This window comes from Pseudoalteromonas thalassia (assembly GCF_049257215.1).
GTDB classification, from domain to species: domain Bacteria; phylum Pseudomonadota; class Gammaproteobacteria; order Enterobacterales; family Alteromonadaceae; genus Pseudoalteromonas; species Pseudoalteromonas lipolytica_C.
The window spans coordinates 55,710-68,873 of the sequence record NZ_JBMMUE010000008.1 but is presented as its reverse complement, the minus strand read 5'-3'; the positions used below and the strand labels follow the sequence as shown (position 1 = coordinate 68,873).

The following is a 13,164-nucleotide window of genomic DNA, read 5'->3' as shown; positions in this document are numbered from 1 at the left end:
TAACTTATTACGTTAACCTACTATCAAACTATCTACAAAGTTATTTTCAAAAAAAACAGCAACTGGTGTAAACTAGGCATCTGAACACAAACTTCAAAAAATAACTTCGTTATTTGTATAAAGTTTGCGCTATCCCTCTAACTTTAGCCGTGGAAACCAGCAATGTCAGATATAAATAAGATTGAAACACTAACAATTACCCGCCCAGACGATTGGCATATTCATTTACGTGACGGTGATCAGCTAACCGATACTGTGCGTGATGCAAGCCGCTATATGGGGCGCGCGATTATTATGCCAAACCTTGTTCCACCGGCCACATGCACTGACAGTGCTTTATCATATTATGAGCGAATTAAAGCCGCAGGCCCTCAGGGTGATTTTGAGCCTTTGATGGTGCTTTATTTAACGGACAAAACCTCACCAGAAGAAATCAAAAAAGCAAAAGCAACGGGTAAAATTGTTGCGGCAAAATTATACCCTGCGGGTGCAACAACTAATTCAGATTCAGGTGTCACATCAATCAAAAATATTTATCCAGTACTTGAAGCGATGCAAGAAGTGGGTATGTTATTACTAGTGCACGGTGAAGTGACAGATTCATCAATTGATATCTTTGACCGTGAAAAAGTTTTCCTCGATACAATTTTAGCCGACGTAGTAACTGACTTCCCTGAACTTAAAATAGTACTTGAGCATATTACGACTAAAGATGCCGTAGAGTTTGTTAATAACGCACCTGATAATGTAGCGGCGACAATCACAGCTCACCACTTACTTTATAACCGTAACCACATGCTAGCGGGCGGTATTCGTCCACATTATTATTGTTTACCAATTTTAAAACGTAATATTCATCAGCAAGCATTGATTGCTGCAGCGACAAGCGGTAGCAAAAAGTTTTTCTTAGGCACAGATTCTGCGCCTCATTATAAAGATAAAAAAGAAGCAGCGTGTGGCTGTGCAGGTGCTTACACAGCACATGCAGCGATTGAATTATATGCTGAAGCATTTGAAGAGGCGGGAGCCTTAGATAAGCTGGAAGGTTTTGCGAGCCATTTTGGCCCTGACTTCTACGGTTTAGAGCGTAATAAAGACACGATCACACTGGTAAGAGAAAGCTGGACTGTTCCTGCAAGTTACAAACTAGGAGACTCTGAGGTAGTGCCGATCAAAGCTGAAGCTAACATGGATTGGCAAGTTAAGTAAGCGAGCTTACTGTTAGCTAATATTATTCAGAAGCCCAACATTACGTTGGGCTTTTTTATTATTTTTTAATTGTTTAGAAATATGCCTGTCATATTTAAAAGTTTAGCCGTTGACCTCAAAATAATTTTCGATTAATAGAGCTAAAAGCTATTTAATGTGTTAGTCTTAAATTGCTTTGAGTTTTTGCGTATAGAATTTACGGATAATGTGCGGCTTGTTCGGTTACCGGTTGGTTATTGGTTCTTCCTGTACTTTACCCCCTAGTTTTTGGGCATTCACTCAGGGAGGATAGAGCCATTATGGCTGAATTTTAATAATTGACTTACAGGAAAATTTGGTATGTCAAACACGGTTACTGGTAAAGTTAAGTTCTTCAACGAAGCAAAAGGCTTCGGTTTTATTGAACAAGAAAATGGTCCTGATGTATTTGTACACTTCAGTGCTATCACAGGTACAGGCTTCCGCACTTTAAGCGAAGGCCAACAAGTATCTTTCGGCATCAAACAAGGTCAAAAAGGCCCTGAAGCTGAGAACGTAGAAGTAGCATAATTCGTTATGCGAAACTAAGTATTTTGGTGAAACAGTTTCTGTTTCACCAAAATTCATTTATACCTCTTATCAACTTTCTCTACCTCATTCATACTACGGTTTCTCCTAAACCATTTTTTACTACTTCTATATAAATAATCCCTTTGTACCTCATACTTGGTAGTCTGTACCGAATTATTAATCCCCCAAAGGCATTGTCTCGGGTTTTTTTAGTCAGACATTAAGCTAAAAGTTCGATAACAATCCTCTAAAAGCTACTCTCCATAACTAAAGTATTATATGCTTCATAGACGGGATTTACTCAATGCAACATTGACTGTTGTATTGGCTAGTAGTTTTGATCAACAGGTTAAGTTACCTCTTTTTTATAATGTTTGAGATATTTTCAACAATCTCAAAATTACCCGCTAAACTTAAAGTATGCACAAGTGGAATAAATTCTGAGTAACTTATACTTGTTTGATGAAATATAATGAAGGTTCGCTAATCGATGAGCATAGGAAACAATATACTTTTGGTAGACGACCACCCAATGGTTGCAACAGCAATCAAGATGGTACTATCAAAGTCAACTCTGGTTAATGAAGTAAAAGCTGTTGCGAGTCAAAAGGAAGCATTACAGTTTTTAAAAAGTAATAATGTCGCGCTAGCTATTTTAGATATCGAATTAGAAGATTCAGATGGCTTTAGTTTATACAAACGTGCAGTTAGCAGTGGCTTCTCTGGTAAAGTGCTATTTTTATCAGCAAAGCAAGATAAACACATTATTCGAACAGCGGCTAAATTAGGTGCGCAAGGTTTTGTTAACAAGGCTGAAAGCTTAGAGGATATTTCATCTGCAGTAGAGATGATTTTAAGGGGTTATACCTTCTTTCCTCAAGAGCATTTAATAGCATCTGAAAAAGATATTGATGAATTACTGACAGAGCGAGAGCTTGCAGTGATGAATTACTTACTACAGGGCCTCTCAAACAAAGATATCGGTGAAAAGCTGTTTATTAGTAACAAAACAGTAAGTACGTACAAGACAAAAATCTTTGAAAAGCTTGAGGTTGATTCAATTATCTCTTTAGCAAAGCTTGTTAAAGACCGCGCCATATTTTGAGACTCTCACCCTTAGCGGTGAGAGATAAATTCTCGCTCATCCTTGTGTTTAGTAAGGCAATTGTGCATTTACTAAACATTGCCTACTGATGAGTGCATAAAAATTCTGCAAATTAGATTTTTTAGATCACTAAATAGAATTTTTTTTTAAATTTTCTTATGCCTTTTCTGGTTTTATTAAATGTTACATTTATGTTTAAGGTTGAACCCAGCATGAACGTGGTGTTTGCTAGTAAAGGGCTTTAGAACCTTCCCTTTGGTGGGTCTGTTATATTTTTGTTAATTGATTGTCCGAGCTATTTTCCTATCAACGACGAGTTACCAAATTTTTCGGACGAAAGCCGAACATCAAGTTGACAGACTCTGATGCATTTAGCATTATTGGAGGGTTGATATCTATTAAAAGATATCAGGGTTGTCTTCTTCGGAAGGTAATTAAATTATAAAAGTAACATTACTTAATTGGTTGGGAACTATGTCTGTTAAAATCAGAAAGAGTCTTGTAGCATCAGCGTTGGTTGGCGCTTTTGCATTTGCAAGCAGCAATGTGATTGCAGATCCTTTGAAAGATGTGCAAGATGCAGGTCAACAAATTCAAAAGGCTGCTGTTAAGTCTCAAACTAAAATTGACAATGTATATGGTCAAACTCAGGAGCTAATCGCTGAGTACCGTAGCGTTGTTGACGAAACTGAGCTAATGAAGGTGTATAATGATCACGTAGCACGTTTGGTCGCTGACCAAAACGCGTCTATCGAATCGTTTGACCGTCAAATCGCAACAATCGATAACACGAAACAAAACGTTGTGCCTTTGATGTATCGCATGATCGATACGCTTGAGCAATTCATCAAAGCGGACGTTCCGTTCAATCTTGAAAACCGCCTAGCACGTGTTGAAAGACTACGTGACATCATGGCATCAGCTTCAGTTACTACATCTGAAAAATTCCGCCAAGTTCTTGAAGCTTACACTGTTGAAACTGCATACAGCTCAGCTGTTACAGCTTCACAAGGTACGCTTGAAATTGATGGTAAAAACATCAACGTAGACTTCGGTCGTTTAGGTCGTATCACTTACGTAGCACAGTCTTTTGACCTTAAGCACGCGTGGGTGTGGGATAACAACACTAAACAGTGGAAAGAATTAGGTGAAGAATACCTAAAACCTGTTAAAGAAGTTATCCGTATGGCGCGTAAACAAGCGACATTAGAACTTGTTAAACTACCAATCTTTGGCGCGGAGTAATCAATAATGAAGAAACTATTTAAAGGTTTTGCTGTTGCAGCAGTACTATCTGTTTCTGCAGGTACCGCGCTTAATGCACACGCAAACACTGATGCTTTAGACAAAATTCTTGAGCAAGTTAAGCAAGAACGTATTTCTGAAGGTAAATTAAACAAGCAACGTGAACAAGAGTTCCTTTCAGCTCGCGCTGACAAGCAAGCGTTACTTAACAAAGCAAAAAGCGACCTAGCTGCTGAAAAAGCACGTGGTGACCGTTTATCAAAAGAATACGCACAAAACGAAAATACTTTAGCTGAGAAAGAGCAAGCTCTTTTAAATGCTCAAGGTACGTTAGGTGAGATGTTCGGTGTTGTACGTCGTGCAGCTGCTGATGCAATCGGTTCAATCGAAGCATCACTTGTTTCTGCTGAAAAACCAGGACGTGCTGAAGTACTTCGCTCACTAGCTGCTGCGAAAGAGCTTCCAACTGTACGTGAACTTGAAGAACTTTGGATTTCTCTTCAAACTGAAATGACTGAATCAGCTAAAGTTTCAACTTTCGAAACTGAAGTTGCAGGTCTTGACGGTTCATCTTCAATGAAGAAAGTAACGCGTATTGGTAACTTCAACTTAGTTACTGACAACGGTTACTTAATCTACTCTCCAGAAACTAAAGCGATCCAACCTCTAGGTAAGCAACCTGATAGCTACATCCTAGCGGGTATCAGCGATTTAGAAAAAACTTCTGCAGATAACTACGCTGGCGTATACATCGACCCGACTCGCGGCGCGATCTTACGTATCAACACGCAGAAGAAGTCGTTAATGGAATACTACCATCAAGGTGATACAGTAGGTTACATCATCACTGTATTACTTGTTGTTGGTCTACTTATCTTCATCGTTCGTTTCCTTGATCTTGCGCTTACTAGCACTAAGATTAAGAGCCAGCTTAAAAACCTTTCTACTCCGAATACAAACAACCCACTGGGTCGTATTCTTAAGGTTTACGCTGACAACAAGAATCAAGACGTTGAAAACCTTGAGCTTAAACTTGACGAAGCAATTCTACGTGAAACGCCTCGCATCGAAGCTGGTATCAACATCATCAAGATCTTGGCAGCAATCGCTCCATTACTAGGTCTACTAGGTACGGTTATCGGTATGATCCTAACGTTCCAAACAATCACATTGTTCGGTACAGGTGATCCGAAGATCATGGCTGGTAACATCTCTCTAGCACTTGTTACTACTGCGCTAGGTCTAATTGCAGCTCTACCACTTATTCTACTTCACTCAATCGTTGCAAGTCGTAGTAAGTCGGTTTTACATGTCCTTGATGAGCAAAGCGCTGGTATTATCGCTGCTCACGCGGAGAAGGAGAAAGCCTAATGCTAGTCCTGATGGAGATCTGGGAATCTATCAGGGATTTTGTTGGCACAGGCGGCCAGGTTTTATACGTGGTCGCGATAGCACTCTTTCTTATGTGGGTTTTAATGATTGAGCGCTATTGGTTCCTACTAGCTGAGTTTCCTCGTATGACGAAGAACATTGTAGCTCAGTGGGATGCCCGCCAAGACACTACGTCTTGGTACGCACACAGAATCCGTGAAGCATGGATTTCTGAAGCGTCTGAAAAATTAGATCAGCGTATGTTGTTGATTAAGACATTGGTAGCTATTTGTCCTTTAATCGGCTTACTAGGTACAGTAACGGGTATGATCGCGGTTTTCGAAACCATGGCTACTCAAGGTACTGGTAACGCACGTTTAATGGCATCAGGTATTTCAATGGCAACAATCCCAACAATGGCTGGAATGGTTGCGGCACTATCTGGAGTATTCTTTAGCTCACGCCTTGAGGCAAGAGCGAGAATGGCGAAAGCTAAACTTGTAGATAGCATGCCTCATCACTAGAGAGAGAATTAAATATGGCACGTAAACAACGTTTTCGTGAAGAAGAAGAAGCAGCGGTTGACATGACGCCAATGCTTGACATCGTATTTATCATGCTTATTTTCTTTATCGTAACTACATCGTTCGTTAAAGAGGCTGGTATCGAAGTCAATAAACCTAAAGCAGCTGCAGCTACGAAGCAAAAAAATGCAAACATTTTTGTTGCTATCCGTGCTGACGGTGCAATCTGGATTGATAAACAACAAGTAGACGTTGAGCGTGTATCAGCTAAACTTGAAAGTTTATTAGCAGAACAACCTACTGAAGTTGTAATTTTGCAAGCTGATAAAGAAGCAAAACACGGCGTAGTAGTTAAAGTTATGGACCAGATCAAAGCGACGGGTGATAACCTTAAAATTTCAATAGCTGGAGATCAGTAATGATTCGTTTTCTGTTTTCACTGATTGCAGGTGGGGCAGTTACTTTCGGCTTGTTCTACTTCATGGCGTACCTCATCTCCGGTGGAGCTGATCGTGCGACTGAACAAAAAGAACAGATTGTAGTCGAAATTATGACGAATCCGCCTGAATCTAAGGTGCAGGAGAGGAAGCGTGTTCCGCCTCCGCCTCCGCCACCGCCAAAGCAGCCGCCTAAACCGCAGCCGCCTCAGCCGGAAAACAGCAACCCAAATACTGGTGGTTTGTCATTTAATATGCCAAGCATCGATGTGGGAAGCACAGCTGGTGGCCTAAGTGGTCCTGGTGCATTTGGACGTGATGGTGATGCTACACCTATCGTTCGTATTGAACCAAAATACCCAACGCAAGCAGCGCGTGATGGTAAAGAAGGTTGGGTTCAACTTTCATTCACTATCAACGAAGTAGGTGGTGTAGAAGATATCGAAGTGATCGATGCAGATCCTAAACGTATCTTCGACCGCGAAGCTAAGCGAGCGTTATCTAAGTGGAAATACCGTCCAAAAGTTATTGATGGTAAGCCACAAAAGCAATTTGGTCTTCAAGTACAACTAGACTTTAAACTTAATCAAGGCAACTAAGGAGGCGAGTAATGAGAAATTTATCTAAAGTAACTGCTCTTGCGCTTCTTATGTCACTTTCGGGTGTGGTATTTACTGCACCTGCTTTAGCGGCGCCAGACTACGCGAAAATTGAAGAGCGTAAAAAAGCAAAAACTAAAGTTATGGGTGAGCGCGTTGGTAAGAAAGTAATTAAAGCGTTTGACTTGTACAATGAAGAAAAGCTTGACGAAGCCATTGCATTGCTTAAAGAAATTGATGCATCGGATGACTTCGACAGAGCAACTGTTGACCGTTATTTAGGTCAAATGTACGCTCAAAAAGAGCAGTACCAGTTAGCTATCAAGCACATTCAAGCAGCTGTTAAACCTGATGTTTTAAACTTTGCTGACCAAGAGCAAGGCCTAAAACTATTAGGTGACATGTACGCAGGTACAGAGCAATATGCAAAAGCAAAAGAAGCTTATGCAGCTTGGATGGACTTCACAGGTGAGGAAGACGACAAAGTTTATACACGTATTGCACAAGCAAACTACGAGTTAAAACTTTATAAAGACGTACTTCCTGCTGCAAACAAAGCAATCGAATTGGCAAAAGAGCCTGCTAAAGCCTCTTACCAATTAAAGCTTGCTGCCTATTTTGAACTTAAACAGTACAAAAACATGGTAGAAGTAGCTGAAGAGATTGTTCGTGTTTGGCCTGAAGACAAAAAAGCCTGGGTTGGTTTGGGTAAATATTACCTACAAACCGAAGACTTCAAGAAAGGTCTTGCGACCATGGAAGTTGCCTATAAAAATGGCTATTTTGAAAATGAAGTTGAATACAAAGTACTTTCTAACTTCTATTCGTTAAACGATATTCCTTACAAAGCAGCAGTTGTGCTTGAAAAGGCAATTAACGAAAATAAAGTTAAGCGTAATAAGCAAAATATCAGTGCAGTGGCATCTAACTACCACCGCTCAAAAGATATTGAGAAAGCAGCTAAATACTATGAAGAAGCGGCTAAATTTGATGATGATGCAGAGCTTTACCGCAAAGCAGGTTCATTACTTTTACAATCGCAAAACTATAGTGCAGCCGTTGTTCGTTTGAACAAGGCATTAGAGTTAGGTTCTGATAAAAAAGGAACTATCTACTCTGACCTAGCTGAAGCTTATTACTACCAAGAGAAGTACAAGCAAGCTTATAACGCTATCACTAAAGCAATGGACGATCCGCGTACGCGTAAATTCGCGAAGAGCTGGTCAACCTTCATCAAAGATAAAGCGAACCGTAATGGCGTGAAAATCTAATTGATGTTGTTTTAAATTAAAAAGCCCCTCTGGGGCTTTTTTTATGGAATTTTATAATGCTAAGACAGATCGTATTTTTACTTGTCGCAAGTGTGATGATAACAGCTTGCTCAGAGCAACCTCCTCGTTTCAATCACTTTGATGAAGGCCAGCAAGCACTCAGTAACATAAATAACTTACTATCTAATCAATCAAGCTCAGATTCGGTAACAAGTTGGCCTTTTTCGAACGAGTATTTACAAGCTCGTCACCTCAATTATCAAGGCTTGAAAAGCATCGCGCTAGATGAATCGCAACAGGCGCAATTAAATTACCTGATCATCGCTGAGCGTTATCCAGAACGTTATTTTGTTTGGCCAGAGCAGCGCGATGTTGTTAGTCGTGCTATTAATAAAAAAGATTATTCTGCTCAAAAATTAGCTACGTGGTTGGAATTAGTACAAACACAATTAATGCAAGCAGAGGAAAGTAGTTTAAAACTAAATAAAATTGAGCTTAAGTTGTTACATTCAATGGTGCAAAACCACCTAAATAATAATGATGATGAAGTGGTACACTCAGCACTTTCAAAGCTTGAACAATATTTATCTCAATACACACCACGTAGCAAGTTAGGTTTAGTGGGGCTTGCAAATGGTAAAGATTGGTACCAGAGCAAGTTGAATTACTTTGGAGCGAAAACGCAACCTCCTCTGACGTGGCTTAGCAATATTCAGTCTCAATTAAAGCAAATAGCGATACACAATGTGGCGTTTCATTTACCGACGTCACACAGTACTCCTCTAGTGATGCAGTTTTTTAGTCAAGATGAGAATGTGGCGGGTCTTGACTGGCAGCTCGAATATCGAGACCCTTTACAAAGTAAGCGCGAGTTATCAGCGGGCGAGCAGTATTTTTGGTTAGTGATGATGGAAACAGATCTTGGTATTCATTATCACACTTGGAGTGAACAGCAAGCGCGAGTAAATCTAATAAAGCGTTTGGGGGTGACGAAACAAGAAGCTGATTGGCTTATCGAAGATATTATACTTTATCCTGCAACGAGCTTTATATTTTCTTCATAATACCTTGCTGCGCTCTAAGGAGCGCAGCTTCTACAGCGTTGGCTAGCAGGGTCTGCTAATAAGCGTTCATCATCAATTTTTTCTTCGCAATCACAACAATAGCCATATTGCCCAATGTCTATTTGGCATAACGCCGCCTCTAGCTTTTCGAGTCTAGAAATTAAAATTTGATATTCAGGACCCAGCTTATTTGAGGTTAATTCTAGCCAATCTGCAGGAGGGGTTTCGCTTAACTGCGAAAGCAATTGTTGGTGATAGCCTTGATCAGAATTAGTTAGCATATCGAGTAAACGTTGTCTAACCTGCGCAAGTTCTGCAGATAACTTTGTTTGAATTTCAGTATTGTTCATCGCGTTTATTCCAAGTGGGCAATACTGACATTATCAAACAAAACAAGTTAGCTAGTTATGATTTGCATCAATACTCGGCGCTTTGGCATACTTTCTAAGTACATCTGCAACTTCATTTTTGGCTTTTAAACGCCTAATCTCATCAAAAAGTGCGTTGGCCTGTGGGTACTGGCGTTTTAGGTATCCAAGCCACTGCTTGGTTCGAGAAGCAAAATATTTCTCACACTTGCTTTCATCTTGATGCATAGAAGAGTGAATAATATGGTAAATCACATGCTCCCAAAGCATCGGAGTATACTGCTCATTTTCGACATGTGCTTTTATTTGCTTTGCTAAATCAGGCATTGCTAGAGCACCACGACCAAGCATTAAGTCTTGGCAATGACTGCGTTTTTGACACAGCAATGCATCTTCAACTTGCCAAATTTCACCATTAGCAACCACAGCAATGTTTTTATTTTTGATTAACGGAGGGATCTTTTCCCAATATGCCGGTGGATTATATCCATCTCTTTTCGTTCTTGCATGAATAGCAAGACTTGATGCACCCGCACTGACAACAGCATCAACAATTTCTTGGCTGTTGCTATCGTCATCAAACCCTAGTCTGATTTTTGCACTGACCTCATGACGTGGATCAACTGCATCACGTACGGCTTTGATTATTTCGTACATGTGCTCAGGATCTTTCAAAAGTACAGCACCACCTTTACTTTTATTAACAGTTTTTGCTGGGCAGCCAAAATTTAAGTCGATACCATGAGATCCTAAGCGTATTGCCTTGACTGCATTTTCAGCCAATGCATTAGGAACTTGGCCTAGTAATTGAATCCGCACTGGTGTTCCAGCACGGGTATAACCACCGGCTTTTAATTCAGGGCAATAACGATGAAATACACGCTCGGGTAGTGTGTCTTCAACGACACGAACAAACTCTGTAACGCATAAATCAAATCCACCTAAATCAGTGAGTAGCTGTCTCATTTTGAAATCGACAACTCCCTCCATTGGTGCTAAAACTAGTCGCATGATACCTGTATACTAAATAAAAATTGGACGCGTATTCTACCTGCTATTCTATATTTGATAAATCGTAATTTGCTTTATCATCGGTTTCAGAAAATAATTTAGTAATTTTGAAAGTAATTTTCAGTTCGCAGGTCTTGTTTAATAACCCTTTATAAAAAAGAGAGTCGATAATGAACACAGTTAAGAAAAATTCAATTGCATTAACATTAGGTGCGGTTGTGGTTGGTGCGTCAAGTTTTGCAGCCACTGATGCTAACGCTAACCCATTTGAATTTCAGCAAATGCAAGCTGGTTATCAGCTAGATGCTGCTGAAGGTAAATGTGGCGAAGGTAAGTGCGGTGGCGATAAAAAAGCTGAAAAAGAAGGTAAGTGCGGCGAAGGTAAATGCGGTGCAGACAAAAAAGCAGCTAAAGAAGGTAAGTGTGGCGAAGGTAAATGCGGTGCAGACAAAAAAGCAGCTAAAGAAGGTAAGTGCGGCGAAGGTAAATGTGGCGCAGATAAAAAAGCAGCTAAAGAAGGTAAATGCGGCGAAGGTAAATGCGGTGCAGATAAAAAAGCAGCTAAAGAAGGTAAGTGCGGCGAAGGTAAATGCGGTGCAGACAAAAAAGCAGCTAAAGAAGGTAAGTGCGGCGAAGGTAAATGTGGCGCAGACAAAAAAGCAGCTAAAGAAGGTAAGTGTGGCGAAGGTAAATGTGGTTCTAACCACTAAGCGCTCATTTAGCTTTTGAAAGGGCCGTAATGGCCCTTTTTAGTAGGAGGTAGTATGTTAAAAGAATCAGTAGCTGATTTTGGGCAAATTGGCTTAGGTTTACGCCGGGAAATGCTTGATGAAATGCTCATCGATGTTCCTAAGCCTATTGAGTTTTTAGAAGTTGCACCAGAAAACTGGCTAAAGCTTGGAGGGCGTTTTGGTAAACAATTTAACCAGCTAACCGAGCAGCATGCCTTTGTGTGTCATGGTTTATCGTTATCGATCGGCTCACCTGCAGCGCTTGATATTGACTTTGTGAAATCACTTAAAACCTTCTTTAAAGAGCATAATATTCGTTTGTTTAGTGAGCACTTAAGCTACTGTTCGGGCGAAGGGCACATGTACGATTTGATGCCTATTCCGTTTACTGAAGATGCAATTAAGCATGTCTCCTCGCGGATCAGACAAGTACAAGATATTCTTGAACAGCCAATTGCTATTGAAAATGTATCTTACTACGGTGCCCCTGGGCAGCAAATGACTGAACTTGAGTTTACTAATGCAGTTTTAGAGGAAGCTGATTGCCAACTATTGCTTGATGTAAACAATATCTATGTAAACTCTATTAATCATGGTTATGATGCTGAGCAATTCTTAGCAGCATTACCAACTAAACGTATCGCTTATGGTCATGTTGCGGGCCATTACACTGAGGCTGAAGATTTACTCGTTGATACCCATGGTGCGCCAGTTATCGATCCTGTTTGGCAATTGCTTGAAAAAGCCTACGCAGTACATGGAGTTTTTCCTACTTTGTTAGAGCGTGACTTTAATATTCCACCTATGGCTGAGTTATTAGCTGAACTGAAAACTATTGAAGCCCTGCAGCACGCAGCCAATAAGCAAAACCAAGTAACGGTGAAACACAGTGCATAATCATTTTACGCAAGTACAACAAGCGTTTATGGCGCATATTCGCGACCCTGAGAATAATGCTAAGCCTAGTGATGTTGAAGAGCGTCGCATGGCGATTTACCGCGATTTATTTTTTAATAATGTGGATGGTTTTGTCAGCTCTGCATATCCAGTACTTAAAAGTTTATATTCAGAGCAAGCTTGGCACAGACTCGTTAGGCAATTTTTCAGTCAGCACAACTGTAAATCTCCTTATTTTTTAGATATAGCAGGGGAGTTTTTGGCCTTTCTTGCTAATGACTATGAAATGCAAAGTAATGATCCTGCGTTCATGTTAGAGCTTGCTCATTATGAATGGGTTGAGCTAGATGTGTCGGTTGCTAAAAAACTTGCAAATGAAGTTGGCTTATCGGCTCATCAAGTGACAAGTTCCCCATTATATTTAAGTTCACTGGCTCGTAATTTGAGTTATAGCTTCCCAGTTCATACCATCAGTGTCGATAACCAGCCGAGTGAGCCCGCAGCTGAGGCAAGCTATTTTGTGGTATATCGGGATGGCGATGACGAAGTGCAGTTTTTATCAACAAACGAGATGACCGCATTACTACTTAATATTATTGAATCTCAGCCAGGTATAAACTTAAATGATGTATGTCAAGTAGTTGCAGAGCATGCTCCTCAATTTAGCCAAGAGCAGCTTTATCAGGGAGCGCTCAATACCTTAAGTGCCATGGTAGAGCGTGGTATCGTAGTTACTAATACATTGGTTTAAAAATCGGCTAAACCCCTTTATTGATGAGGGCA

At 40.3% G+C, this 13,164-nt stretch carries 15 protein-coding genes; 13 read left to right on the top strand and 2 right to left on the bottom strand.

Annotated elements, in window-relative coordinates:
* Positions 1 to 162: 162 nt before the first annotated feature.
* The 10 genes from pyrC to AAEU31_RS11015 all read left to right on the top strand — a co-directional run bounded on the left by pyrC (position 163) and on the right by AAEU31_RS11015 (position 9,374).
* A complete protein-coding gene (pyrC, locus tag AAEU31_RS11060) occupies positions 163 to 1,209 on the top strand; it encodes a dihydroorotase (protein WP_421967228.1) in 1,047 nt (348 codons plus the stop codon).
* Positions 1,210 to 1,548: 339 nt separating this feature from the next.
* Positions 1,549 to 1,758 (top strand): cold-shock protein, encoded by a 210-nt coding sequence (locus AAEU31_RS11055; RefSeq protein WP_036967526.1) that lies wholly within the window; start codon positions 1,549 to 1,551, stop codon positions 1,756 to 1,758.
* Between the two features lie 490 nt (positions 1,759 to 2,248).
* Positions 2,249 to 2,863, top strand: coding sequence for a response regulator transcription factor (locus AAEU31_RS11050; RefSeq protein WP_135924211.1), 615 nt, complete (start codon positions 2,249 to 2,251; stop codon positions 2,861 to 2,863).
* A 474-nt stretch (positions 2,864 to 3,337) separates the two neighbouring features.
* Complete coding sequence (locus tag AAEU31_RS11045; RefSeq protein WP_421967227.1) at positions 3,338 to 4,108, top strand: DUF3450 domain-containing protein; 771 nt, start codon at positions 3,338 to 3,340, stop codon at positions 4,106 to 4,108.
* A gap of 6 nt (positions 4,109 to 4,114) precedes the next feature.
* Positions 4,115 to 5,479, top strand: coding sequence for a MotA/TolQ/ExbB proton channel family protein (locus AAEU31_RS11040; protein WP_199525763.1), 1,365 nt, complete (start codon positions 4,115 to 4,117; stop codon positions 5,477 to 5,479).
* Positions 5,479 to 6,003, top strand: coding sequence for a MotA/TolQ/ExbB proton channel family protein (locus AAEU31_RS11035; protein WP_062570716.1), 525 nt, complete (start codon positions 5,479 to 5,481; stop codon positions 6,001 to 6,003). Before AAEU31_RS11040 ends, AAEU31_RS11035 begins: the two co-directional genes overlap by 1 nt.
* Before the next feature lie 14 nt (positions 6,004 to 6,017).
* Positions 6,018 to 6,422: an ExbD/TolR family protein gene (locus AAEU31_RS11030; protein WP_054551557.1), complete on the top strand. Its 405-nt coding sequence runs from the start codon at positions 6,018 to 6,020 to the stop codon at positions 6,420 to 6,422.
* Positions 6,422 to 7,039 carry an energy transducer TonB gene (locus AAEU31_RS11025; RefSeq protein WP_135924215.1) on the top strand — a complete coding sequence of 206 codons (618 nt, stop codon included), beginning with the start codon at positions 6,422 to 6,424 and terminating at the stop codon, positions 7,037 to 7,039. The genes AAEU31_RS11030 and AAEU31_RS11025 overlap by 1 nt, the downstream gene beginning before the upstream one ends.
* Before the next feature lie 11 nt (positions 7,040 to 7,050).
* A complete protein-coding gene (locus tag AAEU31_RS11020; RefSeq protein ID WP_253039177.1) occupies positions 7,051 to 8,310 on the top strand; it encodes a tetratricopeptide repeat protein in 1,260 nt (419 codons plus the stop codon).
* A gap of 56 nt (positions 8,311 to 8,366) precedes the next feature.
* Positions 8,367 to 9,374 (top strand): hypothetical protein, encoded by a 1,008-nt coding sequence (locus tag AAEU31_RS11015; RefSeq protein WP_421967226.1) that lies wholly within the window; start codon positions 8,367 to 8,369, stop codon positions 9,372 to 9,374.
* 14 nt (positions 9,375 to 9,388) lie between these two features.
* On the opposite strand, the gene AAEU31_RS11010 is transcribed toward AAEU31_RS11015, so the two are convergent.
* A complete protein-coding gene (locus tag AAEU31_RS11010; RefSeq protein WP_135924218.1) occupies positions 9,389 to 9,724 on the bottom strand; it encodes a TraR/DksA family transcriptional regulator in 336 nt (111 codons plus the stop codon).
* A 51-nt stretch (positions 9,725 to 9,775) separates the two neighbouring features.
* The gene (locus AAEU31_RS11005) at positions 9,776 to 10,753 is read right to left on the bottom strand and encodes a tRNA-dihydrouridine synthase (protein ID WP_138557976.1); all 978 of its coding nucleotides are present in this window, start codon (positions 10,751 to 10,753) and stop codon (positions 9,776 to 9,778) included.
* 170 nt (positions 10,754 to 10,923) lie between these two features.
* Between AAEU31_RS11005 and AAEU31_RS11000 the strand changes: the two genes are divergently transcribed.
* The 3 genes from AAEU31_RS11000 to AAEU31_RS10990 are packed head-to-tail and all read left to right on the top strand — an operon-like array spanning position 10,924 to position 13,132.
* On the top strand, positions 10,924 to 11,463 hold the full coding sequence (locus AAEU31_RS11000) for an HvfA family oxazolone/thioamide-modified RiPP metallophore (protein ID WP_135924220.1): 540 nt from the start codon (positions 10,924 to 10,926) through the stop codon (positions 11,461 to 11,463).
* 54 nt (positions 11,464 to 11,517) lie between these two features.
* Positions 11,518 to 12,381, top strand: a complete 864-nt coding sequence (locus AAEU31_RS10995) for an HvfB family MNIO-type RiPP peptide maturase (protein ID WP_253039174.1) — start codon at positions 11,518 to 11,520, stop codon at positions 12,379 to 12,381.
* Positions 12,374 to 13,132 carry an HvfC family RiPP maturation protein gene (locus AAEU31_RS10990; protein WP_421967225.1) on the top strand — a complete coding sequence of 253 codons (759 nt, stop codon included), beginning with the start codon at positions 12,374 to 12,376 and terminating at the stop codon, positions 13,130 to 13,132. Before AAEU31_RS10995 ends, AAEU31_RS10990 begins: the two co-directional genes overlap by 8 nt.
* The last annotated feature ends 32 nt before the right edge of the window (positions 13,133 to 13,164 follow it).